23 protein-coding genes, 5 tRNA genes and 1 pseudogene are annotated in these 22,194 nt (G+C 65.5%); 17 read left to right on the forward strand and 12 right to left on the reverse strand.

The window, feature by feature from the left end; translation table 11 throughout:
• Positions 1-98: 98 nt before the first annotated feature.
• Complete coding sequence (locus tag IE88_RS18160; protein WP_156032549.1) at positions 99-596, reverse strand: hypothetical protein; 498 nt, start codon at positions 594-596, stop codon at positions 99-101.
• Between the two features lie 576 nt (positions 597-1,172).
• Here IE88_RS18160 and IE88_RS0109910 point away from each other — a divergent pair.
• Entirely contained in the window at positions 1,173-1,775 is a 603-nt protein-coding gene (locus IE88_RS0109910) for a VPLPA-CTERM sorting domain-containing protein (RefSeq protein ID WP_031553831.1), read from the forward strand.
• Positions 1,776-1,843: 68 nt separating this feature from the next.
• Here the strand turns inward: IE88_RS0109910 and IE88_RS18955 are convergent, their stop codons facing one another.
• The 4 genes from IE88_RS18955 to IE88_RS0109925 form a co-directional block, all read right to left on the reverse strand.
• A complete protein-coding gene (locus IE88_RS18955) occupies positions 1,844-2,017 on the reverse strand; it encodes a hypothetical protein (protein ID WP_420330131.1) in 174 nt (57 codons plus the stop codon).
• Positions 1,938-2,648, reverse strand: coding sequence for a hypothetical protein (locus IE88_RS18165; RefSeq protein ID WP_156032551.1), 711 nt, complete (start codon positions 2,646-2,648; stop codon positions 1,938-1,940). The genes IE88_RS18955 and IE88_RS18165 overlap by 80 nt, the downstream gene beginning before the upstream one ends.
• Before the next feature lie 329 nt (positions 2,649-2,977).
• Positions 2,978-3,053 (reverse strand) — tRNA-Thr (locus tag IE88_RS0109920).
• 122 nt (positions 3,054-3,175) lie between these two features.
• The gene (locus IE88_RS0109925) at positions 3,176-3,901 is read right to left on the reverse strand and encodes a hypothetical protein (RefSeq protein WP_031553835.1); all 726 of its coding nucleotides are present in this window, start codon (positions 3,899-3,901) and stop codon (positions 3,176-3,178) included.
• Between the two features lie 184 nt (positions 3,902-4,085).
• On the opposite strand from IE88_RS0109925, the gene IE88_RS0109935 reads away from it, so the two are divergent.
• The 5 genes from IE88_RS0109935 (at position 4,086) to IE88_RS0109955 (ending at position 6,284) form a co-directional block, all read left to right on the forward strand.
• On the forward strand, positions 4,086-4,403 hold the full coding sequence (locus IE88_RS0109935) for a hypothetical protein (protein ID WP_031553837.1): 318 nt from the start codon (positions 4,086-4,088) through the stop codon (positions 4,401-4,403).
• Between the two features lie 135 nt (positions 4,404-4,538).
• Entirely contained in the window at positions 4,539-4,997 is a 459-nt protein-coding gene (locus IE88_RS0109940; RefSeq protein ID WP_420330132.1) for an MgtC/SapB family protein, read from the forward strand.
• A 62-nt stretch (positions 4,998-5,059) separates the two neighbouring features.
• The gene (gene ykgO, locus IE88_RS0109945) at positions 5,060-5,185 is read left to right on the forward strand and encodes a type B 50S ribosomal protein L36 (protein WP_031553840.1); all 126 of its coding nucleotides are present in this window, start codon (positions 5,060-5,062) and stop codon (positions 5,183-5,185) included.
• 43 nt (positions 5,186-5,228) lie between these two features.
• Positions 5,229-5,780 (forward strand): tetratricopeptide repeat protein, encoded by a 552-nt coding sequence (locus IE88_RS17375; protein WP_051881868.1) that lies wholly within the window; start codon positions 5,229-5,231, stop codon positions 5,778-5,780.
• 9 nt (positions 5,781-5,789) lie between these two features.
• On the forward strand, positions 5,790-6,284 hold the full coding sequence (locus tag IE88_RS0109955; protein ID WP_031553843.1) for a tellurite resistance TerB family protein: 495 nt from the start codon (positions 5,790-5,792) through the stop codon (positions 6,282-6,284).
• Here the strand turns inward: IE88_RS0109955 and IE88_RS0109960 are convergent.
• The 3 genes from IE88_RS0109960 to IE88_RS0109970 form a co-directional block, all read right to left on the reverse strand.
• Entirely contained in the window at positions 6,281-7,162 is an 882-nt protein-coding gene (locus IE88_RS0109960) for an MBL fold metallo-hydrolase (protein WP_031553845.1), read from the reverse strand. The two genes, IE88_RS0109955 and IE88_RS0109960, sit on opposite strands and share 4 nt — an antisense overlap.
• Positions 7,162-7,578, reverse strand: coding sequence for a protein tyrosine phosphatase family protein (locus tag IE88_RS0109965; protein WP_031553848.1), 417 nt, complete (start codon positions 7,576-7,578; stop codon positions 7,162-7,164). Before IE88_RS0109965 ends, IE88_RS0109960 begins: the two co-directional genes overlap by 1 nt.
• A gap of 60 nt (positions 7,579-7,638) precedes the next feature.
• Positions 7,639-7,715, reverse strand: a tRNA-Pro gene (locus tag IE88_RS0109970).
• A 105-nt stretch (positions 7,716-7,820) separates the two neighbouring features.
• Between IE88_RS0109970 and IE88_RS0109975 the strand changes: the two genes are divergently transcribed.
• The 9 genes from IE88_RS0109975 (at position 7,821) to IE88_RS0110015 (ending at position 14,482) form a co-directional block, all read left to right on the forward strand.
• Positions 7,821-7,895: transfer RNA gene (locus IE88_RS0109975), tRNA-Gln, on the forward strand.
• Between the two features lie 496 nt (positions 7,896-8,391).
• Positions 8,392-9,162 (forward strand): DUF3450 domain-containing protein, encoded by a 771-nt coding sequence (locus tag IE88_RS0109980; RefSeq protein WP_051881870.1) that lies wholly within the window; start codon positions 8,392-8,394, stop codon positions 9,160-9,162.
• A 25-nt stretch (positions 9,163-9,187) separates the two neighbouring features.
• Positions 9,188-10,549 carry a MotA/TolQ/ExbB proton channel family protein gene (locus IE88_RS0109985; protein WP_031553861.1) on the forward strand — a complete coding sequence of 454 codons (1,362 nt, stop codon included), beginning with the start codon at positions 9,188-9,190 and terminating at the stop codon, positions 10,547-10,549.
• Positions 10,550-10,586: 37 nt separating this feature from the next.
• On the forward strand, positions 10,587-11,120 hold the full coding sequence (locus IE88_RS0109990; protein ID WP_031553863.1) for a MotA/TolQ/ExbB proton channel family protein: 534 nt from the start codon (positions 10,587-10,589) through the stop codon (positions 11,118-11,120).
• Positions 11,121-11,129: 9 nt separating this feature from the next.
• Complete coding sequence (locus IE88_RS0109995) at positions 11,130-11,555, forward strand: ExbD/TolR family protein (RefSeq protein WP_031553866.1); 426 nt, start codon at positions 11,130-11,132, stop codon at positions 11,553-11,555.
• An 83-nt stretch (positions 11,556-11,638) separates the two neighbouring features.
• Positions 11,639-12,046, forward strand: coding sequence for an ExbD/TolR family protein (locus tag IE88_RS0110000; RefSeq protein WP_031553869.1), 408 nt, complete (start codon positions 11,639-11,641; stop codon positions 12,044-12,046).
• Between the two features lie 11 nt (positions 12,047-12,057).
• On the forward strand, positions 12,058-12,660 hold the full coding sequence (locus IE88_RS0110005) for an energy transducer TonB family protein (protein ID WP_031553872.1): 603 nt from the start codon (positions 12,058-12,060) through the stop codon (positions 12,658-12,660).
• A gap of 77 nt (positions 12,661-12,737) precedes the next feature.
• Positions 12,738-14,270 carry a tetratricopeptide repeat protein gene (locus IE88_RS0110010; RefSeq protein ID WP_031553875.1) on the forward strand — a complete coding sequence of 511 codons (1,533 nt, stop codon included), beginning with the start codon at positions 12,738-12,740 and terminating at the stop codon, positions 14,268-14,270.
• 136 nt (positions 14,271-14,406) lie between these two features.
• Positions 14,407-14,482 (forward strand) — tRNA-Asn (locus tag IE88_RS0110015).
• Positions 14,483-14,806: 324 nt separating this feature from the next.
• Here the strand turns inward: IE88_RS0110015 and IE88_RS0110020 are convergent.
• The 4 genes from IE88_RS0110020 to IE88_RS0110035 all read right to left on the reverse strand — a co-directional run bounded on the left by IE88_RS0110020 (position 14,807) and on the right by IE88_RS0110035 (position 21,057).
• Positions 14,807-17,983, reverse strand: a complete 3,177-nt coding sequence (locus tag IE88_RS0110020) for an efflux RND transporter permease subunit (protein WP_036767014.1) — start codon at positions 17,981-17,983, stop codon at positions 14,807-14,809.
• Complete coding sequence (locus IE88_RS0110025; protein ID WP_036767015.1) at positions 17,983-19,242, reverse strand: efflux RND transporter periplasmic adaptor subunit; 1,260 nt, start codon at positions 19,240-19,242, stop codon at positions 17,983-17,985. The genes IE88_RS0110020 and IE88_RS0110025 overlap by 1 nt, the downstream gene beginning before the upstream one ends.
• A complete protein-coding gene (locus tag IE88_RS0110030; protein ID WP_051881876.1) occupies positions 19,239-20,810 on the reverse strand; it encodes an efflux transporter outer membrane subunit in 1,572 nt (523 codons plus the stop codon). The genes IE88_RS0110025 and IE88_RS0110030 overlap by 4 nt, the downstream gene beginning before the upstream one ends.
• A 173-nt stretch (positions 20,811-20,983) precedes the next feature.
• Positions 20,984-21,057 (reverse strand) — tRNA-Cys (locus IE88_RS0110035).
• Between the two features lie 133 nt (positions 21,058-21,190).
• Here IE88_RS0110035 and IE88_RS0110040 point away from each other — a divergent pair.
• Together IE88_RS0110040 and IE88_RS18960 are read left to right on the forward strand one after the other, a co-directional pair.
• Positions 21,191-21,850 carry a protein-L-isoaspartate O-methyltransferase family protein gene (locus IE88_RS0110040; protein ID WP_031553884.1) on the forward strand — a complete coding sequence of 220 codons (660 nt, stop codon included), beginning with the start codon at positions 21,191-21,193 and terminating at the stop codon, positions 21,848-21,850.
• A 106-nt stretch (positions 21,851-21,956) separates the two neighbouring features.
• Positions 21,957-22,046 (forward strand): annotated as a pseudogene (locus IE88_RS18960) (DUF2497 domain-containing protein); the annotation flags it as partial.
• Positions 22,047-22,194 lie beyond the last annotated feature (148 nt).

The raw sequence follows: 22,194 nt of genomic DNA on the forward strand, positions 1-22,194 counted from the left end.
ATGTAACGCCTCCTGATGATTGCTATGACCAACGGAAGCTATGAGACATCATTAATCAGGACACAAGAATTCCTGCAAGGCACGTCCGCAGTATTTCCTCATCCGTTTTGGAACCATGAAACAAAGGCTGTAAAAGTATTGTACTGCGGCAGCGATGGTCCACTAACCCAACGCAGACGAGGAGTAATCGTATACTCACCCGGTGGTAGAGTCATGGTCTGTCCGGCCCCAATCAGCTTCCCTTGATCGCTGAATATATAGGAATTTCCGCTAGCACTATTGCATGTAATAGAAACGTCGAAGACGTTCTCCCAAATTGCTTTGACCCGCACCCATCCTCCATTCTCTCCTAAAACGAAGGAATTGATATCGCGGTGCCAGCGACAATTCTGCCGGTTGCACCGCACATGGGTACTGCCGTTTTCTTCGTTTTTACTATCTACCTTTGTGCTCGTCTCAAGAGAGCTGATCCGTAGCCCATCATGCTCTTCGTCTGGATACGTTGCGACATGCGCTTCGAGGTCTAGCTCTGCGTCTAGGTGGTCCTCTCGGCGCATGCCCTCCCAATCATGGCTGTCGCATACAGCGATATACACGCAAGTGACTCCTGTAATTGGCGTGGCATCATTGTAGGTATCGAGGGACGAAAACTGAAGCAGGATGTGCAGTAATGATAACCTGCTGGTCCGCAATCGGAAAAGTTGTGGCCCTGCCATCTGCGGTGGAGTACCCTCTAACAGTGTGGCGGTGCTAAAATGCTGGCCCTAATTTGGGACAACGTGTCCCTTATCTTGGACCAGTGTACTGATAAACGATAAAAGGTGCCTCGTAAGCCATCCCTCGGTTTCGGACGAAATTGGGCTTGAAGAAAACTTGTCGTCCCCTCTCTTCAGACACAGGTAGTTTGCCAGGTGGGGGAGGCGGCAGAGGTAGCAGTTCGTCGTCCGTCACTGCCTATCTCTATTCAGGATTGGCTGCTCCGCAATGGTAGGAATGCTAGCCTTATCCGAGGCAAATCGATGCGCAGTCGGGCGCGGGTGAACGCTGGCTAGCGAGGTGCAGACACCGCTTGTCTCGCCACAGAGTCGCCATAGTGTCTAAAGGGTTAGGGGCGCGGGGGGTTCTGACCCGCCCCGCCGCGCCTTGCCACGGATGCCTGTTCGGGAGGCCCCATGACGATTCTTAAGGTAGCACGCTCTGCGTGCGCCGCCACGTGTGCGCTCGCTCTTATCTCCACCGGAACGGCCCTCGCCGCGCCCTATGTCGGCGAGATCACCGCCACACAGAACGGCGAAGTGATCGGCACGACCGAGTTCACTTTCGATCCCGAGGTCGCGACGGTGATCAACCGCCCGCTCGGCGACGGCACCACTGAAGACCTCAGCGTCTACGGCTACATCGAGGATCTGACGCTGCCGATCGGCACGCTGTTTGGCGAGCAGTTCTGGCTCGGCAACGATCCGCAGAACCCCAGCTTCACCGCGCTCGACACGAGCGGCCTGCGGAACGGCTTCGATGCGCAGCCGTCGTGGTGGGTCTTCTCCGACAGCAGCGACTATATGAGCGCCACCTTCTCCTACGGGCTGTCGTTCGACGCGGTGCAGGACAGCTTCGTCGCCGTCGTCATGGCGGATGGTCAGGCGGCGCCACAGTTCGACGGCCTGACGTTCACCGTCACGCTGGCCGAGGCGGTCCCGCTGCCCAGCGCCGCTCTGTTCCTCCTGACCGGGCTAAGTGGAGTGGCGGGGGCGCGCCGCTTCTCCAGGCGTAACTGAGGAAAACTCTCACCGGCGTCCGCCCCTATGGCCGGGAGGCCAGCGAGGGCCTAACAGTCGGCACTCGCCTACTTCTGCTGTCGATGAACATCAGCGACCCAGCGGCTTAGCTGCGTTATGTGCTTCCGCAGCGCCACCGCCTCGCTCGTGTGACAGCCGGTGCTATAGTTCCCCTTGGCCTTGCCTTTCGGTGCGCCGGGGCTCTTCCCGCCGTGCATCCGGCACCTCTTCTTCCCCTGGATCGCTGGCGACCGGCAGGGCCTCCCGTGTCTCGTCTTCGCACCGCATAGAGGTGCCGAGGTCAGCAGCGGGGGCAGGGCAGCCCGGCTCATGTGCGAGCGCTGCCTGCCGTGCATGGGGTTGTACGCCTTCACCGATGAAATCCTCCCCCTCCTGCTCGCTGTGAGCTGCGTGGAGGTGTGCTGTGCCAGCCGATACCTGGGTGCGGTTGTCGTGGTGATGGTGATGCACATGCACCGTTTGGCGGCTGTTCGGTCCGCGTGCTTTTCTCAATCCTTCCGCCATTGCGCCGAAGGTGCGGGCTGCTTTCGCTGCTTGTGAGAGGTTCATCTGCCGACCTTCGAAAGTCTGATCGGGTAGGGCGGCCCGGCGATAGCATTCGGCTGCTGCAGCATGCGCCATCACGATCTGAGCGGCGAACAAGCCTTCCAGCGCACCATCCGGCTCAAGCCCTTTCATCGCCATCAACGCGGCGTTGGAAGCTTGGCGGCCGTGACCCTCTCGCCAGCCGTCGCCGTGGTGACAGTGCGCCATGATGGCATCGTTGAGGACGCGCATATTGAAAGCGTTCGAACGCGTGCCGCCATAGGGGCGGCTGTTTTCGCCGCTCTTCTGGCCGGTGTCGTCTTCCACGCTGACCGAATTCCTGCTCACTACTTCTCGCACCCCGCCGCGCGGATAAAGAGATTGACAGATATGATAAGGTGAATCCTGCGGGCCGTCTAACTCAGTTTGAAGTAGAGCTAGATATTTGTTCTATTCTGTCTCGGACTGCCGAGCTACAAGACCGGCCGTGACTGCAACCATAGCTATCGGAGCCCCCATCTTTCCAATCGCACCGGCGGAAGCCGATCAGCGGCGGATGGTGACGTTTCTGCTGCCATAGAGGGTGTGATGGTAGCAGGGTGGTAGCACACTGCCGCAGTGCACTTGGGCGACCGGCGCTAAGTTATTGATTGGTCTGGTGCCCCCAGTCCGACTCGAACGAACGACCTACTGATTACAAATCAGTTGCTCTACCAGCTGAGCTATAGGGGCACGGCGCGTGTCGTGCCCCAGCGCAAGGGGCGGGTCAACTCTCCTGCATTGGCAGGGCGGCGGGCCCGGGCCGTCCCGCGCGGGGACGCCTCTCTTCGCAAGGCGCGGGCTGTCCCGCCGTCTCAGGCGATGAGGAGGAGGCCCGAATAACCGGCAGCGCCTGCGATGAAGGGGAGTATGCGGCTGTCGCGCTCCTCCGGCAGCTCCTCCTTGAGGACGTTGAGGATGATCCCGCCGCCCAGAAAGGCGACGAAGCCGAAGATCAGCGGCTCCGGCGGATGCGTCAGGATCCCGGCGGCCCAGCCCAGAAGGAGCGCCAGCGAGACCGCCCAGCGCCCGATCCGTCTCCAGGTCGCGCTCAGATCCTCGCGGAGGCCGTAATCGGTCACGAGAAAATGCAGGGAAAGGGCGAGGGTGAAGAAGAGGAGGGTCAGCTCGGTGCGTCCCTCGCTCTGGGTGAGGAGGTAGCCGGCGATCACGTTGTAAAGGCCGAAACTGGAAAGATGCACCCAGAACGTTCCTGTCCGCGGCGCTTCTTCTTCGTTCAGCGACGGTTCGGGATCGCGCCGCTTGCGCCGCACCATCGTTTCGAGCGCATAGAAGAGAACGAGGCCGGTCAGGGCCAGCATCCAGGCGAGGCTTTCCTCGAGAAGCCCGACCTCGACCAGCGCCTCGCGCTGTCCCGCCGCGATCTCGGGCAGAAGATGCAGGAAGACATAAGCGACCGAGGCGCCGCCTGCGGCCGAGAGCCATCGCGAGCGCGGAACGCCGTCCAGCGCCTTGAGGTGATGGGCGAAAAGATGGGTGGCAACGAGGGCGAGGGCCGCCAGGAAAGAGGGGAGGACCATGCAGCAGGCATAGGAACAGCCGGGCCTCCGCGTCCAGACATGAGCGCCGTCATGGCTAATGCCCGTTAACCATGCCCCAAAAGGACCTTGATTTTCGGCAGGTTAGATCACGCGAACGGCATCGGCGAGGCGCGGCGTTTGCACGCCATCGCCGTGAACGAAGCGCAAGCCAGTCGAGGACAGCATGAGCAACGACCTGAGCATTCTGAACATGGCCGAACCCGGCCTCGCCTGCCGTTTGTGGTCGAACTGGGTTCGGCAGGCCGATGCGGCATTGCGCGGCGTCGGAGCGGAGGCGTCGGACGAGGACTGGATCCGGGCGCTCGACGCCGTCGACCACGCCGCCGACCTCCTGCCTGCGCCGAAGCTCGGCGCCGTGGCCGCCAAGGCGCGGGACATGATCGGCGACCATCCGGACAAGGTCGCTCGCCGCCGTCTCGCCATGCGGGCCTTTCGCACGGCGGCATGCCTGTCCTATGCGGAGGCGAGCAAGGCGGCCTGAGCCGCCGGCGCCCGGTCCCCGGCGCCGATGGCGGGTGTCCCGCTATGGCACGAGGCCTGACGCGCTGCCGCAACAAGACGAGGCGCCGCCATCGATATTCCCGGACATGCCCCGAGCGCGCTCGGCCTCGCGACCATCTGCACCCGCCTGCTGGCGGCGGGTGTGCTCGGGGCGCTGCTCGGGCTCGAGCGGGAGCGGCGGCACCGCCCCGCGGGCCTGCGCACCTATATGTTGACCGCGCTGGCTGCCGCTCTTCTCGCCATCATCACCACCGAGATCGGCCTCTCGCTGACCGTGGACGATAAGGTCGTGGCGGATCCCATCCGCATCATCAGCGCCGTCACCTCCGGCGTCGCCTTCCTGGCTGCCGGAACCATCATCTCCCAGGGCGGCAGGGTGGTCGGCCTCACGACAGGGGCGGGCATGTGGATGGCCGGCGCCATCGGCGTGGCCTGCGGCTTCGGCTACTATCCGGCCGCCGCCGTGACGGCGGCGATCACGCTCGTCGTGCTGGGCGGCCTGCGCTGGTTCGAGCACCGGACCGATACGGATGACGGGCGGGAAGAAAATGCCGAAACGCCGGAGAAGGCTTGACCGGAGCGGTCCGTCCCCTTAATCGGCGCGTTCTTTTTTCAACCGCTCAGCGCAGGCCCGTCATGAAAGTCCGCAGCTCGATCAAATCGCTCAAGAACCGGCATCGCGACTGCCGCGTCGTGCGCCGTAAGGGTCGCATCTACGTGATCAACAAGACGCAGCGGCGTTTCAAGGCCCGCCAGGGCTGAGGCCGCATTGGGCTTCGGCCCGATCCCTGCTATCTTCGCAGGAATGCGGGCCTTCCTCCTTCCCCTCGTCCTGGGCGCATCGAGCGCCGCCGCGCTCATCCCTGCCGCTGCCGATCAGAACGAGCCGGCGCTCGATGACCTGTTCGCGCAGTTGCAGGCGCCCGAAGGCGATGCAGCCGAGACCGAGGCCCGGATCGAGGCGCTCTGGTATCGTGCGCCGGAAAGCGGCATCGCCGTCCTGTTCGAAAGGGCCGTCGATGCCCTGAACGCCGAAGATCCCAATCTCGCGGCGGTTCTCGCTTCTCATATCAACGGCCTCGCCCCGAGCTATGCGGAGGGCTGGATCCTGACGGGGCATGTCCGCTCTGCGCTCGGCGACGGAGGCGGCGCCTCGCGCGCCTATGCCGAAGCGCTGCGCCTCGAGCCCCGGCATTACGTCGCCCTCGCCAGGCTGGGCGATCTGGCGGTCGAGGCAGGGGACAAGCAGGCGGGGCTCGAACGCTATCGCGAGGCGCTGCTGATCAATCCGCATATGGACGGGGTGCGGGAGCGGGCCGACCGGCTCCGCAAGGAAACGCGCGGCCAGGAAATCTGAGGACGCGCCATGCAGCTCCTCCTCCTTCTCGCGCTCCTCGTTCTCTCCTTCGTTCTGGCAAGGCAGGCCCGGCGATTCTTCGCCCGGCGCGAATCGGCAGCGCGCTCCCGGCGCCGCCTCGTCGAGACGCTGTCGGATCCCCGCGACGCCGCCGCCATCCTGCTGGTGCAGCAGGCTGCTTACGAGGGGCACGTCTCCCTCGATCACAAGCGGGTCATCACGGCGCTCATGCGGAAGGCCTTCGGGTCCGACGAGGCCGAGGCGGAGGGGCTCTTCTCTTTCGGGCGGATGGCGATCGGGCAGACGGGCGATGCCGCCGATGCGCTGCCGCGGCTGCTCCGTCCGATTCGCGAGCGGTGCACCCTCGACGAGATGAAGGAACTGCTGGCCATGCTCGAAGAAGTCGCGAGCACGCAAGCCCCGCCCAATGACAAGCAGCGCGCGCTGATCGTCGCGACCAGACGGGCCCTGCGCCTGGGAGAGCCCGCGGACAAGACCGCCTAGGCGAGGCTGTAGCGTCCGGCCGAGTCCTTGCTCGCGCGGCCCCTTTTCACATGCGCGTCGAGATGGGCGGCGACATTGAGAGCGGCCGCCGGGCGCAGGGCGGCATCGAGACCCTCATAGACCTGCGGCACGATTTCGCCGGCGCTGGCCGGGCCGCTCGCGAGCACCGCCAGAAAGGCCGCGTCCCGCGCCCTGCGATGGTTCTGCACGGCTTCCACGAAGGGCAGGGGATCTTCGATCGGCGCGCCATGCGTCGGGTAGTAGATGCGCTCGTCACGCAGCCGCAGCCGTTCGAGGCTCGCCATATAGGCGTCCATGTCGCCATCGGGCGGCGCGATGACGGTCGTTGCCCAGCCCATGACGTGATCGCCCGTGAACAGGGCCCGCTCCTCCTCGAGCGCGAAGCAGAGATGGTTGCCGATATGGCCGGGCGTGTGCACCGCCTTGAGCGCGGCGCCGGGGACCGTCACACTCTCTCCGTCAAGAAGGATCCCGTCCGGCTCGAAGGCGAAGTCCGCGCCTTCGTCGAGCGCCGGCGCCGCTCTGGCTGGCGGGGAGGGGTGGGCTCCGAACGCCCTGACCGGGGCGCCGGTCCGCGTCGCGAGCCGCCGGGTGCCGGCGCAATGATCGCGGTGGGTGTGGGTAACGAGGATATGCCGGATGGGCCCCGGCGCCGCCGCCAGCACCGCCTCGGCATGGGCGGGATCGTCCGGGCCGGGATCGAGCAGAATCACGCCGCGCGAATCACCGACCAGATAGGTGCCGGTGCCGGTGAAGGTGAACGGCCCCGGATTGTTCGCGATCACCCGCCGAACGAGCGGGCTGAGCCTGTCGGGCTTCCCATAGGCGAATTCGAATTCGCGAATGAAGGGAATCATCACTGAAGGGCGAGCAGCGCATTCCGTTGCGCCGACAGGTCGTAGCCTGCCGCCTTCGCCGCCTCGATCAGGCCATCCACCTCCGCGCCGCCTCGCGCGCGGGCCATCGCCCAGAGCGTCGCGGAACGCGTGCCCGAGCGGCAATAGGCCAGCGTCTTGCCGGGGGCTTCGAGCGCCGCCGCCATCGCATCGATGTGCTGCGGGTGGACGCCGTCGGGCCCGACCGGCACGTGCAGGAAGGAAAGCCCGGCATCCTGCGCCGCCGTTTCCATCGCGGCCGCCGAGGGCTGTCCCGCATCTTCATTGTCCGGCCGGTTGCACACGATCGTGCCGTAACCGAGGCGCTTCGCCTCCTGGACGTCGTCGATGCTGATCTGGGGGGAGACGGCGACCCCCTCTTCGAGCTGGCGGAACATCTGCGCCTCCTCTTTCGGTGGGTCGGGTTTGCCGGAGCGCGGGTCCGGCGGCCGGGATGATGGTCGGAGTGAGAGGATTCGAACCTCCGGCCCCTGCCTCCCGAAGACAGTGCTCTACCAGGCTGAGCTACACTCCGATCCGTGCGCCTCTAGCGCCGGGAATCGCGCTTGGCAACTCCTAGAAAACTTGGCCGAAAGGGCGTTGCAATGCCGATCGCGAGCGGATAGTGAGGCGGCCGTCTTGGGGTGTAGCCAAGTGGTAAGGCAGCGGTTTTTGGTACCGTGTATCGTAGGTTCGAATCCTACCACCCCAGCCATCTCCTTCACATTCTCGCGGGTCCGGACGCAGGCTGCTCGCCGGCGGTCGCGCAAGGTTAAGTCGAGCGGCGAGAAAGCCGTCGACCTGCTTGTGTGCAGTGCAGCATAAACACGAAATGGCGACCGCAGTTCAGCGTGTTGTCGGCGGTATTACTTGTCGAAACCGTCACTTCGCGTCCCACCTGCACGTGATAGGGTGCGCGCGATGTGGTTGACACACGTAACCTCTTGCGCCTCTCTGCGCAGCGACCCGGTCGAGACTTGAGAGGGATGGAAGCGGCGTCGCCTTTAGACGTTGCATTTCAGAAAGTTTCACTCGATCATCGATTTCGGGTTGGTACGGGGTTCGCCCCAAAAACGGTTTTGCGCTCGCTGCGAGTCATTCCACGACGCGGCAGGCGAACGCGGACGGGTCAACTTTGTAAGGCGTCCTCCGGGACGCGCAGCAAGGGCCGCTCGGCCGAACAGATACGGAAGCATCCGGTAGGTGAGCAGATGATGAAGACAAGCGCACTCCTGGGGTCGGTGGCCCTGCTTGCGGTCGTGGGTACGACTCCCGCGGCCGCGCAGTTTCGGCAGGCGCTCGACGTGGCACAGCAGACCGTCGATGAGGGCAGTGCCAGCCAGCAGCGCGTCGAGCAGCTCGATGATCAGGCCTCTGAACTCCTCGGCGAGTATCGGGCGAACCTGAAGCAGCGGGATCTCCTGCGGCGCTTCAACGTCACGCGTGAGCGTGAGGTTCAGAACCAGCTGGCCGACATTCGCGGACTCGAGCAGGACGTCGAGAACATCCAGGGCCTCCAGCGCGCGGTCACGCCGCTGATGGAAGAGATGCTGCAGCAGCTCGAAGCGCTGATCGCGGCGGACATTCCCTTCCTCGCCGAAGAGCGGGCCGAGCGCCTGGACCGTCTGCGCACGGTCATGGCCGATTCCACGCAGACGCCGGCCTCGCGCTACCGCCTGCTGATCGAGGCCTTCCAGATCGAGAACGAATACGGCCGCACGATGGAGGCCTATAACGGCGTCGTCGACAATGGTGGCGAGGAGCTGACCGTCGAGTTCCTGCGGATCGGGCGCCTGGCGCTCGTCTACAAGAACGCCGACGACACCATCCTGCGAATCTACAATCGCGACACCGGGCAGTTCGAGGATCTCGACATGAGCTTCCTGCCGAATATCCGCCAGGGCCTTCGCATGGCGAAGGAACAGACGCCTCCGGGCCTGCTGACCGTGCCGACGACGGCGCCGGTCGAGGTCAGCGAGTAATCGAGAAGGGTTCGGAAGAATGAAGATGTTCAAGTCTCTCAAGACCGGCATTATGGCCGGTGCGGTCTGTGCGGCGGCCATGACGGGCGTCGCATCGGCCCAGCAGACGTCGCTCGACGAAGTGCTCCGGGCAGCGCGCGAAGAGCGCCGCGCGGCGGCCGAGGTCAACCGCGAACGCGAGGCGCGCTTCCTTCAGGAGCGTGACCAGCAGCAGGCCCGCCTCAGCCAGGTCGTGGCCGAGGTGCAGCAGGAAGAAGCGCGTTCGGACGCTCTCGACGAGCAGTTCGCGACGAATGAAGCCCGCATCGAGGAGCTGCAGAACACGCTGCAGGAGCGTCAGGGCGAGTTCGGCGAGCTCTTCGGTGCCGCCCGCTCGGCAGCCGGCGACCTCGCAGCCCAGCTGCGCCAGTCGATCATCTCGGCGCAATATCCCGGCCGGGCGCAGCAGCTGTCAGAGCTTGCGCAGTCCGAGCAGCTGCCTTCGGAAGAGGAGCTCCAGAACCTCTATCTGACCATGCTGCAGGAAATCGTGGCGCAGTCGAAGACAGCCACCTTCCCCGCCACCGTGGTCAATGCCGCAGGCGAGACGACGCAGGAAACGATCACCAGGATCGGTCCTTTCTCGGCCTTCGCTGGCGGCAGCTACTACACCATGGCTTCGACCGAGACCGGCACGCGCCTGACGGAGCTGCCCCGGCAGCCCGGTGGTGATGCCGTCGAAAACGCCCGCCGCGTGCAGGGCTATGATGGCGACGGTTATGTCGAAGGCACGATCGACCCCTCGCTCGGCCAGCTCCTCGGCCTCGTGATCGAGACGCCGACCCTCGAAGAGCGCATCGCGCAGGGCCGTCTCGTCGGTCAGGTCATCATCGGCGTTCTGATCATCGGCCTGCTTCTCGGCCTCTATAAGTGGATCACGCTCCTGATGACGGCGGCGAAGGTCCGCAGCCAGATGCGCAAGAAGAGCGCGTCCAAGTCGAACCCGCTGGGCCGTGTCATGATGGCCTATGAGTCGAACACTGCGGCCGATACCGAGACCATGGCTCTCAAGCTCGACGATGCCGTGATGAAGGAAGTGCCCCGGCTCGAATCCGGCCTGAACCTGCTCAAGGTGCTCGCCGCTGTCGCGCCGCTGCTCGGCCTGCTCGGCACCGTTATCGGCATGATCAACACCTTCCAGGCGATCACGCTGTTCGGCACGGGCGACCCCCAGCTGATGGCGGGCGGTATCTCCGAGGCCCTGATCACCACGGTGCTCGGCCTGATCGCGGCGATCCCGCTTCTGCTGCTCCACGCCTTTGCCAGCGGCACGGCGCGCAGCGTGACCAATATTCTGGAGGAGCAATCCGCCGGAATGATCGCAGAGCACGCGGAGTCGCGGGTCTAACGACCCGCGGGCCGCGCCCGAAAAAGGAGGACCAGCTATGCTGGAGGTCTTCAATCCGGCGGATGCCGCCGACAATATCCGGGCGTTCCTCGAGGCCGGCGGCAATGTGCTCTTCGTGATCATGATCACGACGTTCGTGATGTGGGCGCTCATCGTTGAACGCCTCATCTATTTCAGCACCGCCAACGGCAATGTGCGCAAGCGGGCGATCAATGCCTGGGACGAGCGGACAGATCACACCTCCTGGTATGCGCACGCGATCCGGGAGAAGCTGATCTCCGAGGTGAAGCTGACCGCGACGTCCAATCTCGGTCTGATCAAGGTGCTGGTGGCGGTGTCGCCGCTCCTTGGCCTTCTGGGGACGGTGACGGGCATGGTCGAGGTGTTCGACGTGATGGCCGTGACCGGTTCGTCCAACGCCCGCCTGATGGCTGGCGGCATTACCAAGGCGACGATCCCGACCATGGCCGGTCTCGTGGCTTCTCTTTCCGGCATCCTCGCGATGAACATTCTCGACCGGCAGGCGAAAAAGACCATTTCCTCGGTCTCGGATCGCCTGGCGTTCAACTAGGAGCTTTCGATGCGCAGACGAATGAGACACGGCGAGGAAGAAGCCGACGTCAACATGACGCCGCTCCTGGACATCGTGTTCATCATGCTGATCTTCTTCATCGTCACGGCGACGTTCGTGTTCGAAGAGGGGATCTCGCCGAACCTGCCGGAGCCGTCGCCTCAGGACGAGGAGACGACGCCGCCGCCGAGCCTGCTGCTGACGGTGCAGGAAGACGGCTTCGTCCTGGTGGACGATGTCCGCCTGATCGATCCGCGGTCGACCAGGCCGGTGGTGGAAGAGTTCCTCGCCTCCGAGCCCGAAGGCGTCGTCATCGTCTCGGCGGCTCCGGAATCGGAAACCGGCACGACCATCACCGTGCTCGACCAGGCGCGCGATGCCGGCGGTCCGGAAGCCTATGGCCGGATCACCGTCGCCCTTCAGGGCGAGATGTAAGAACGAGGAGGCCGCAGGCGCGCGGCCTCCTTCCGGACCAGACGCCGCAGCCGAAGAGGGCGCGGCCATCATGAGGACCAAACATGGCAAGAAGACCAGTCAGAGGACCGACAGGCGGTGCGGATGACGACGTCAACGTGACGCCGCTCCTGGACATCGTCTTCATCATGCTCATCTTCTTCATCGTGACCTCGACCTTCATCAAGGAGCCGGGCATCGACCCCGAGCGACCGCTCGCTGTCACGCAGGAAGAGCAGAGCCCTGCCGTGCTCGTCGGCATCAGCGCCAATGACGAGATCTTCATCAACCAGGAGCAGGTCGACCTCAACGAGGTCCGCTTCCGGGTCGAGGAACTGCGTCGGGAGACGCCCCGCGGCAACGCCGTGATCCAGGCCGATCAGGGTGCCAAGTCGCGCGTGCTTCTCGAAGTGCTCCAGCAGGTCAAGGACGCCGGTGTCGCCGACGTCGCCGTCTCAACCGAAGCCGCTTAAGGAGAAACGCCATGGGTGCATTAATTCGAGTTCTGATCGGCGTACCCGTCGCCTTCGTGGTCGTCGGCGCGCTCTTCCTTCTGATGTACGGCCTGATCAAGGTGGACGTCATCAATCTGGGCGAGGAGAAGGATCCCGTTTCGATCCAGATCTCCCGCCAGATCGAGGACACCGAGATCCGCAACCAGAAGCGGTTCGAGCGCCCCGAGCTCGACCAGCCGCCGCCCCCGCCGCCGGCGATCGACCGCGCCAATTTCGAACCTGCCGTCGAAGGCGTTCAGGCGGCTGCGCCGGATTTCGGAGCCGATATCGACATCGGCACGGCCTTCAACCCCGACCGCGACGCGCAGCCGCTCGTCCGCGTTCCGCCGCAGGGCTTCGAGCGCTGCATCGGCAATCGCGCCGCGACCGAAGTCGTCGCGCTGGCCTTCGACGTGACCCCGCAAGGTCAGGTGACCAATGTGGAAGTCGTCGATTCCACCGATAGCTGCTACAATCGCTATGCGGTCCGTTCGGCCGAAAAGTGGAAGTACCAGCCGAAGATCGTCGATGGCGAGCAGCAATGGCGCCGTGGCGTTCGCACGACGATCAAGTTCCAGGTCGGCTCCGAGTAAGAGCTCCGATCACCCTTACGCCGAAGCCGCTTCGCTTCGCGGCTTCGGCACCGGGTCCGTAGATAGAGATGTTGAGTATGCGACACTTCCTTTCCGCGACGGCCCTCGGCGTCGCCCTTGGCGCGACCCTGACTGTCGGTTCCGCCCCCGTCACGTCCGCCGCCGCGCAGGTCAGCGAGGAGGAGGACCGCCGCCGCTCTCGCCAGACATTGCAGCAGCGGACCGGACAGCAGCTGAACGAGGCGCTGAACCTCGCCAATGAAGAGCCGCCCCGCCTCCAGGAGGCGCTGGCTGAGATCAATGACCTGCTCCGGCGGGATCTGCCGCCCTTCGACCGCTCCACCGTGCTCGAGATCCGCGGCAGCCTGAACTATCAGCTCGAAAACGTGGAGCAGGCTCTTCAGGACTACACGCAGGTCCTGCGGCTCGATGCCCTTCCCTCGGACCGCCTGATCCAGATCCGGCGGAACGTCGCGCAGCTGCACTACTCGCAGGAGAACTTCCAGGAAGCCGTGCGCTTCATGCGCGACTTCATCCAGCAGTCGCCGCAGGAGGCGACCGCGAACGACTACTTCATCCTCGCCGGCGCGCTGATCCAGCTCGAGGATTATCAAGGCGCGCGAGAGCCCGCGGAGACGGCGCTGCGCCTCGATGAGAAGCGCGAGAAGCGCTATTACGACCTTCTCAACCTCATCTATTCGGAGCTCGGCCTGGCCGCGGAGCGCGGGCAGCTTCTCGAGCAGATGGTCGAATATTTCCCCGAGGTGGAATCCTACTGGGTCCAGCTTTCGGGCAGCTATTCGGCCGCCGACCGCATCCGGGACGCCTTCGCCACGCTCGAAGCGGCCTATCGCGCCGGCATCATCAGCGACGAGCCGAAGATCGTCGCGCTCGCCCAGTTCTATTCGGAACTCGACAACCCCTATCGCGGGGCACAGATGCTCGAGCAGGAAATGGCCGCGGGCAATGTCGAACGCGATCTGGGCAATCTCAAGCTGCTGAGCCAGCTCTGGACGCAGGCCCGTGAGCAGGATCAGGCGATCGACATCCTCACCGAGGCCGCGGGCCTCGCCGATGACGGCGAGCTCTATTATCAGCTGGGGCAGAGCTATCTGGCCGATGAGCAGTTCGAGGAGTCTATCCGGGCGCTGCGGCAGGCTCTCAATGCTGGCGGTCTCTCGGCCGATGAGCAGGGCAATATCTACACGCTGATCGGCTCCGCCTATTTCTCGCTCGACAGCGAGAGCCCGCAGGGCCGTCAGAACGCCAAGGACGCGTTCCGCCAGGCGACCCGGTTCCGCTCCTCCGCCCCGGCGGCGCAGGAATGGATCCAGTACATCAACGCCATCATCGACACCGAGCGGCGCCAGGACGAAGTCGAACGCCTCCAGGCGATCGAGCGTCAGGAGCAGCAGATCGATCGCTGCGAATCCATTCTCGACGTGATCGACCTCGGCGGCGCGTCGGGCGCGGATGACGAGACCGTCTCGCAGTGCCGCGAGCTCATCGCGCAGGTTGAAGCGGGCGTCACGGCGGAGCAGCTGGTGGACGGCACGGCCGCCACGCCCGCGGCTCCGGCCGAAGAAGAGCCTGAGACGGAGGCGGGCTGAGCCCCTCCGCCGCGAATGCGACCATGATCGGAAGGCGCTCCCCCGGGAGCGCCTTCTTTTTGTTCGAGGAGCGCATTTCGTGCCGTTTTCCTCTGGATTCGCCAAACCGGCTTTGTTAGACGCTGCTCACTGGTGATCCCCAGTAGCTCAGTTGGTAGAGCAAGCGGCTGTTAACCGCTTTGTCGCTGGTTCGAGTCCGGCCTGGGGAGCCATTCCTTCTTTCATTCATGACGTCGATCCACTTGTCCGCCCCTGCGGGCCGAGGCGGGCGCGTTCGGCCTGCGCCGGTTCGGGCGGGAAGCCGGGATAGGCGCGGCGCTCTGCGCCTGCCGGCCGGCGCGCTTCGATCCAGCGCCGCGAAAGAGGGGGGAAGACCTCTGTTCTCGGCAATCGCCCGCTACGGCTCCAAACGGAACGGCCCCGCCCGGGAGCTGGGCGGGGCCGCATTTGGGGGAGTGCGTTATGAGTTGCTGCCTGCTCTCAGCAACATCGCCACGATGTCGCCGCCTTGGTTAAAGAGGCCTTAACGCCGCCGCTCACTCGGCGGGCTGCGGCGCCTGGCCGGGATAGGAATGGTCCCGCTCGATATCGGGAAGCTCTTCCTGGCTCGCGCCATCGCCGAGGCTCGGCGGCTTGGTGCCCGTCCAGCCCCACTTGTAGAGCCGGGCGATGTCGATGCCGACGGCGTAGAGGGCCGGAACGAAGATCAGCGTGACGAACAGCGCGAAGAAGACGCCGAAGGCGAGCGCGATGATCATCGGTTGCAGGAACTTCGCATTGACCGACTGCTCGAGCAGGATCGGAACGAGCCCGACAAAGGTCGTCAGCGAGGTGAGAATGATCGGCCGGAACCTGACCGTGCCCGCCTCGACGAGCGCTGCGAAGGCACCGGCGCCCTCGTCACGCAGCCTGTTCACATAGTCGATGAGGACGAGGTTGTCATTCACGACCACCCCGCCGGCCGCCGCGATCCCGAAGACCGAGAACATGGCGAAATCCGTTCCCGTCAGCGCATGGCCGAACATTGCGCCCATGAAGCCGAAGGGAATGGCCGACATGATCAGGATCGGCTGGAAATACGAGCCGAAGGCGATGGCCAGCAGCATGTACATCGCGAACAGCGCGATGCCGTATAGCGCGAGGACCTGGCTGAAGAACTCGTCCTGCTCCTGGCCTGCGCCGCGCCGCGTCAGGGTGACGCCCGGGTGCCGGTCCTGCCAGTCCGGCGCGAACTCGCCGTAGAAGTCGGACTGGATCGCGCCCCGATCGGCATCGGCCGCCATGCGGGCGAAGATGCTGACCGAGCGTTGCCGGTCGACCCGCTGGATGCGGTTGAGGCCCGGGCTGAACTCCGTATCGGCGACGGCCGAGAAGGGGATCTGCCGGCCATCGGGCGTGCGGATCCGGAGATTGTCGAGGCTCTCGAGGGATTCGCGGACCTCGCGCGGATAGCGCACCATGACGCGGACATCCTCGCCGCTGCGCGGCAGGCGCTGGACCTCTTCGCCGAAATAGGCCTGCCGCACCTGGCGGGACACTTCGGCCAGCGTGATGCCGAAGCGCTCGGCGCCGGGCTTCAGGGTGAACTGGAGCTCGTCATTGGGCGATTGCAGGCTGTCGCGAACGTCGTAGAGCTCGGGCACGGTGCGCAGGTAGTCCTTGATGTCGTTGGCGGCATCCTGGAGCGCATCGAGCGAATCCGCCTCGATCGAGGCATAGAACCGGCCCGCATCCTCGTTGGCGGCCGTGCTCAGGCTGATATCCTCGGCATCGGGGATATCGCCGATCAGCTCGCGCAGGCGGTCGCCCACCGTGCTGGTCGCGATGCCGCGCTCGTCCGCATCGGTGAGGATGATGCGGGCATTCACGCCGCCTTCGCTGACGCGCAGGCGCTTGGAGACGATGATGTCCCGGCCGATCTCTTCCTCATATTCCTCGCGCAGCTCGTCGACCGCCTGGCTGACGATCTCGAAGATCTGCACGTTGCGGGCATAGGGCGAGCCTTCCTGCGGCGTGATGTCGAGGACGATGGAGCGGCCTTCGACCTCCGGCTGGAACGAGAAGGGCACCCAGCCCTGCTGGAGCAGCGCCACGGACAGCCAGAAGAGGCCGAGGAAGGTGAAGACCGTGATGTAGCGGAACTTCACGGCCTGAATGATCAGGGGCCGGTAGAACCGCTTGGCGAAACTCACCATGCCGTTGGCGAAGACGGCCTGGAAGCGGGCGAAACGGCTCTCCTGCTTGGGCTCCTTCATGTGCGACAGGTGCGAGGGTAGGATCAGGAAGCTCTCGATCAGCGAGAAGGAGAGGGCGAAGATGATCGGCCAGGCGATATGCTTGGTGAACTCCGCCGTCGGACCCGAAATGAGAATGAAGGGCGCGAAGGCGATCATCGTCGTCAGGACGGCGAAGAGCACCGGCTTGGCCACGATCTGCGTGCCGAGCACGGCGGCGGTCAGGCCGGTCCGCCCGCGCTCCGTCTGGCGGTGGATGCTCTCGCCCACGACGAGCGCGTCGTCGACCACGATGCCGATGACGAGCAGGATGCCGAACAGCGACAGGAAGTTCAGCGTCACGCCTGCGGTCGGCAGGAAGATGAACGTCCCGATGAAGGAGATGGCGATGCCGGCGGCGACCCATGCGGCGACGACGGGACGAAGGAACAGGGTGAGGACGATCAGGACGAGGATGAGGCCGACAAAGGCATTGGAGCCGACGAGCTCCATCTGGCTGCGATAGTCCTCGACCGTGTCATAGGTGATGAAGAGCTTCGCCGAAGGCGGCAGCTCGTCCTGCTTCGCCTCGACATAATCCTCGATGGCCTTCGAGACCGTGACGATGTTCAGGCGGCCCGACGCGCGCGGCACGATGGTGATGGCGGTCTGGTCGTCGACTTCCGAGCGGAAGCGGGCCTCGGTGAAGCCGTCGATCACCGTGGCCACATCGCCGACCGTGATCACGCTGCCGTCGCGGTTCTGCCGCACGACGATGCGCTCGAATTCAGCTCGCGTATCGGCGAGGTTCCGGATGCCCAGAGCGATGCCGCCGGTATCCGTCGTGATCGTGCCCGCCGCGCGGTTGATCGAGGAGGCGCGTATCGCCTGGGCGATATCGTCGAAGGTGAGCCCGTAGCGGCGGAGCGCCGATTCTGAGACCTCGATCGAGACTTCTTCGGCGCGGTCGCCATACATGTCGACGAGCGGCGTGGCGTCGGGAAGGGCGGCGATCTCGTCGCGGATCTCGCGGGCGAGGCGGTTGTGCTCGCGGTCCGGCAGGGCCGAGCTGAAGGTGATGAAGGAGAGCGGCCGCTCCAGGATGAACTGGCGCACGACCGGCGGGAAGGCGTCCTGCGGCATGTTGCTGACGCCGTCGACGCGGGCCTTCACCTGGTTCAGGAACCCTTCGAAGCTGCGCCCGTCATCGCGCATCTCGATGAAGACATTGGCATAGCCTTCGGTGGCGGTCGCCTGCATCTCCTTGATGCCGTCGAGATCGGCGAGCGCCTCCTCGATCCGCATCACGATCTGCTCCTCGACCTCGCGCGGTCCGGCGCCGGGCCAGGAGACGGAGATGTCGACGAAGCTGAGCGGCGGGCTCGGCTCGGCCTCCCGGTCGATGGTGGCGAACTGCATCAGACCGACGATGAAGATCAGGATCATCAGGAGGTTGGCGGCGACGCCGTTACGCGCCCACCAGGCGATGAGGCCGTTCATCAGTTCGCTCCTGCGTTGGCGGCACGTCCGCTATTGGCCCGGCGGCGATCAGCCTGCAGGCCGCCGGCCTCGGCTTCGTCTTCTGCGGGTTCGCTGGCCGCGGCTTCATCCGCGCTGAGCGGCCGGACGACATTGCCGACAGCGGTCGGCAGGCGGCTGACCACAACCCTCTCATCCGGCTCTACGCCGGCGGTGACGATCACGCCCTCCGGCGTGCGGGCGGCGACGGTCACTTCGCGGCGGCGAAGCCGGTTCTCCTCGTCGACGACATAAACGGTGCCGTCATCCTGAACCGCGAGGCGCGGCAGGACGAGGGCGCGGTCGAGCGCGGGCCCCTCGATCACCGCGTCGACGAAGAGGCCGACCGCCAGCGGAAAGCCGTCATCGGCATTGGCGCCGTAGGGGTCATCGACCCGCGCAATGGCGGAAATCAGCCGCGTCGTCGGATCGACGGCAGCGTCGACCCGCACGATCCGGCCCTCCCACTCGCGCAGGGCGCCGGCCACGCTAGTCGACAGGTTCACACGCGGTCCTTCGCCGGTGAAGGCGAGCGGCAGGTCCAGCCGGGCGAGGTCGGCATCGGTCAGCGGCAGGCGGATCTCGACCGCGGCGGTCGAGAACACCTGGCCGAGCTGAGTGCCGGGGCTGACGAACTGGCCGACATCGGCGCCGATCGAGCGGACGCGGCCGGCGAAGGGCGCCTCGATGGTTGTGCGCTCGAGGGCGAGCTCGGCATCGCGCAGATTGGCCTTGGCGCTCTCGAATTCCGCTTCGGCCCGGGCGAGCTGCGGCTCGCGCAGGGTCAGGCCGGAGGGGGTTCCTTCACCGCCGGCCAGCTCCTCGTAATCCTGGCGGGCAAGCGCCGCTTCGGCCTGCTCGATGGCAAGGGCCTGGCTCGCCTGGGCGACCTGCGCCTCGGCGCGGGTCTTGGCGAGTTCGTAATCGGCGTCCTCCAGCCGGACGAGGACTTCGCCCGCTTCGAACACGCCGCCATCGGCGAAGCTGTCGGAGACCTCGGTGATCACACCCGAGATCTGGGAGGTCAGCTGGATCTCCCGCCGAGGCTCGACTTCGCCCTGCGTATAGACCTTGAGGGCCACGGGCTCGAACTCGGCGTCCTCGACGAAGACCGCGGGGGCCTGCGTCTCGGCCTCCTGGCGCTCCCGCTCGGGCCGCATGCTCCCCAATACGCTGATCAGGACGAAGAAGCCGACCGGGACGGCCAGGCTGACGGCGATGACGAGAATCTTGCGCTTCATGACCGGTCTCTCCCACGGCCCGTCAGGCCGATTCTAAAACTGTCCTCCCGCACCGGCAGGGCGGCGGGATCATCCGAGGACACCAGCGCCGCGGGTACGGTGAAGGGGGCGCCGAGCGCCAGATAGAGCCCGATCCTGTTGGTCAGGCGGGCGCGGCTGGCGGCGATGAACTGGGACTCGTTGGCGATGCGCCGCTGCTGGGCGCTGATCAGGTTGAAGATGTTCGTCGTGCCGCTGAGATATTGACGCTCGGTCAGTTCTTCGGCGGCGACGGCCTCCTCGAAGGCGAGGCGGCGGGCGGCCTGCTGGGCGGAGAGGAGGCGCTCCGCGGCGACGGCGTCCTCGACCTCCTGATAGGCTTCGAGCACCGTCTGGGCATAGACATGCAGCGCCGCCTCCATCTGCGCCTTCTGCGCAGCGATCGAGGCGCGGATCCGGCCGCCCTGGAAGAGCGGCTGGACGAGGCTGCCGATCAGCTGGGCGACCACGTCGTCGGGGTCGAAGGTGATGTTGGAGGCCGTGTCGAAGCGGTTGTCCGCGCTGCCCGACAGGCGGAGCGTCGGCAGGAGCGCCTTGCGCGCGGCGGAAACCCGCAGGCCCGCCGCCTGGAGCTGGCGTTCCGCCGCCAGGACGTCGGGGCGGCGGAAGAGAAGGTCTTCGGGACCGCCCAGGCCGACCACTCCGCCATCTTCGCTCACGAGGGTGCGCAATTCGGGAAGCGCGTCCGAAACGGCGACCGAGGCAGCCGGATAGCGGCCGAGCAGCACTTCGAGCTGCCGCGCCGCTTCGCGCTCGGACTGCTCCCGCGCGATCAGCTGCGCGCGCGACTGCGCGAGGGAGGCGCGGGCCAGGCGGACGTCGAGGCTGGTGGAGATTCCGCGGTCATAGCGCCGCTCGATGATGTTGAGATTCGCTTCGCCGGCCTCCACGTCGCGCTCGGCCAGCTCGCGCTGCAGCCGCGCTTCGGTGAGCAGGTAGAAGCTCTGCGCCGTGCCGCCCGCGATGGACAGCGCCGCCGCGGCGAAGTCGAGTTCCTGCGCCTCCGCATCGAGATAGGCAGCGCGGGTCGTGTCGGTCAGGCGCCCCCAGAGGTCGAGCTCCCACGAGGCGTTGAAGCCGAGGCTGTAGCTGTCCGAAGAGCTCGGCCCCGCCGTGCCGGTGATGATCTCGCCGTTCGGGCCGGTGGTGGCGAATGCGCCGCCGGGCGTGCGGGTGCTGCTGGCGTTGAGGCCCGCGCTGAGTTGCGGCAGCAGGCTGGCGCGCTGGATGCGGGCCTGCGCCAGCACGGCGCGGACCTGCGCGGCGGAGGCGGCGAGGTTGTTGTTATAGGCGATGGCTTCGGCGACGAGCGGCGTGACGGTGGGATCGGACAGCTCTTCGAGCCAGTCCTCGGTCACCGGCCGCGAGCCGGCCGGCGCGAAGGCGTCGGACACCGCCGCCCAGTCGCCGGGGATTTCGGCCGGTGCGATCGGCTCTTCCACGTCGATCGTGGCACAGCCTGCGAGCGCGAGGGCGCCGCCGCCCATCAGCAGGCGCCGCACCGTCCTGATATTCGACTTGCCGCTCACGCTGCCCCGCCTCCTGTCGTCCGGCTTTCCACCGGTTGCAAACCGCGCCCGCTCATAGGGCCAATTCCATTCTTTATCGTTAATCGAGAAAGACATTGGAAGCCCGCAAAGAGGGCGCAAGGCCGCAGCGGCAGATTCTTCGCGAATTTGTCATGTGGATCGGGGAGGGGGAGTGGAGGCCTCGGCCGGAATCGAACCGGCGTACACGGCTTTGCAGGCCGCTGCGTCACCACTCCGCCACGAGGCCATCCATAGGTGGTGCGAAGCGCTCGATAGCCCGGCGCGAGCGCGCCGTCAAAGCCAAAGGCGCTCTCGCTTCCCAATTGCGGCGGGCTCCGCTAGTGCGGCCCCTCAGACCCTCAACGCGATCAGGACGAGTGATGGACACAGCCCGCGCCCGCAAGCACATGGTGGACAGCCAGGTCCGGCCCAATGACGTGACGAATCCGCGTCTGCAGCAGGCGATGAACACCATACCGCGCGAGCTCTTCGTGCCGACGAACCGGCGCGCGCTCGCCTATGTCGACCGCGACGTGCCCCTGTTCGACGGCCGCTGGCTGCTCAAGGCGCGGGACATGGCCAAGCTGATCCATGCCGCGAACATCCAGGAGGGCGATCTCGTCCTCGATGTCGGCTGCGGCTTCGGCTATTCGAGCGCGGTCATGGCGAGCCTCGCCGGCATGGTCGTCGGCGTCGAGGAGGACGAGGACGTCTGCGCCAAGGCCTCCGAGAACTTCTCCACGCTCGGCATCGACAATGCCGTCATGGTGAACGAGCCGCTGCCTCAGGGCTGCCCGAAACAGGGGCCATACGATGTCATCATCATCGAGGGCGCCGTGGAGGAGAACCTCGACACGCTGCTCGGACAGCTCAAGCCCGATGTCGGGCGCCTCGTCACGATCATGATGGACCGCTGGGACCTCGGCCATGCGACGCTGTTTACCCGTTCTGGGGAAAGTTTCGGCCGCCGAATGCTCTTCGAGTCCCGGCCGGCGGGGGTTTTACCGGGCTTTAACCGTTCTGAAGGCTTTGTATTTTAACCAAGGTTGACGGGAGAGGTCAGCTACACGCGCCACGCGAAACGCTCTTGCAGGGGCGGCCGAACACGGGAATGGTGCGTCAGGACGAAACGAGGACGACAGCGGCATGGCGAGCGCGCAGACCGAACCGAGCATGGACGAGATCCTGGCGTCGATCCGTCGGATCATCTCCGAGGAAGACGATGCCCCGGCCGAAGTGCCTGTCCGGCGCCGTCTCGAGACGCTGAAGCTCCACGACGAGGCGGACGAAGAGGAGCAGTCCGCTTCCGAGCCCGCCGCCGTATCGCCTCCGCCCGCCGCTGCGCAGGAGGACGACATGCCGCCGGCGCCGCCCGCGGTCGAGG

Origin of the sequence: Parvularcula oceani (assembly GCF_000733125.1) — a bacterium.
Lineage (GTDB): Bacteria > Pseudomonadota > Alphaproteobacteria > Caulobacterales > Parvularculaceae > Parvularcula > Parvularcula oceani.

Bases quoted from the DNA above. Each gene is read 5' to 3' on its own strand.
- IE88_RS0110000 (WP_031553869.1), top strand. From the start codon at position 11,639: ATGGCAAGAAGACCAGTCAGAGGACCGACAGGCGGTGCGGATGACGAC.
- IE88_RS0110025 (WP_036767015.1), bottom strand. From the start codon at position 19,242: ATGAAGCGCAAGATTCTCGTCATCGCCGTCAGCCTGGCCGTCCCGGTC.
- IE88_RS0109990 (WP_031553863.1), top strand. From the start codon at position 10,587: ATGCTGGAGGTCTTCAATCCGGCGGATGCCGCCGACAATATCCGGGCG.
- IE88_RS0110020 (WP_036767014.1), bottom strand. From the start codon at position 17,983: ATGAACGGCCTCATCGCCTGGTGGGCGCGTAACGGCGTCGCCGCCAAC.
- IE88_RS0109965 (WP_031553848.1), bottom strand. From the start codon at position 7,578: ATGTTCCGCCAGCTCGAAGAGGGGGTCGCCGTCTCCCCCCAGATCAGC.
- IE88_RS0109960 (WP_031553845.1), bottom strand. From the start codon at position 7,162: ATGATTCCCTTCATTCGCGAATTCGAATTCGCCTATGGGAAGCCCGAC.
- IE88_RS0110010 (WP_031553875.1), top strand. From the start codon at position 12,738: ATGCGACACTTCCTTTCCGCGACGGCCCTCGGCGTCGCCCTTGGCGCG.
- IE88_RS0109980 (WP_051881870.1), top strand. From the start codon at position 8,392: ATGATGAAGACAAGCGCACTCCTGGGGTCGGTGGCCCTGCTTGCGGTC.
- IE88_RS0110005 (WP_031553872.1), top strand. From the start codon at position 12,058: ATGGGTGCATTAATTCGAGTTCTGATCGGCGTACCCGTCGCCTTCGTG.
- IE88_RS0109925 (WP_031553835.1), bottom strand. From the start codon at position 3,901: ATGGTCCTCCCCTCTTTCCTGGCGGCCCTCGCCCTCGTTGCCACCCAT.
- IE88_RS0110040 (WP_031553884.1), top strand. From the start codon at position 21,191: ATGGACACAGCCCGCGCCCGCAAGCACATGGTGGACAGCCAGGTCCGG.
- IE88_RS17375 (WP_051881868.1), top strand. From the start codon at position 5,229: ATGCGGGCCTTCCTCCTTCCCCTCGTCCTGGGCGCATCGAGCGCCGCC.
- IE88_RS0109910 (WP_031553831.1), top strand. From the start codon at position 1,173: ATGACGATTCTTAAGGTAGCACGCTCTGCGTGCGCCGCCACGTGTGCG.
- ykgO (WP_031553840.1), top strand. From the start codon at position 5,060: ATGAAAGTCCGCAGCTCGATCAAATCGCTCAAGAACCGGCATCGCGAC.
- IE88_RS0109995 (WP_031553866.1), top strand. From the start codon at position 11,130: ATGCGCAGACGAATGAGACACGGCGAGGAAGAAGCCGACGTCAACATG.
- IE88_RS0109985 (WP_031553861.1), top strand. From the start codon at position 9,188: ATGTTCAAGTCTCTCAAGACCGGCATTATGGCCGGTGCGGTCTGTGCG.
- IE88_RS0109935 (WP_031553837.1), top strand. From the start codon at position 4,086: ATGAGCAACGACCTGAGCATTCTGAACATGGCCGAACCCGGCCTCGCC.
- IE88_RS0109955 (WP_031553843.1), top strand. From the start codon at position 5,790: ATGCAGCTCCTCCTCCTTCTCGCGCTCCTCGTTCTCTCCTTCGTTCTG.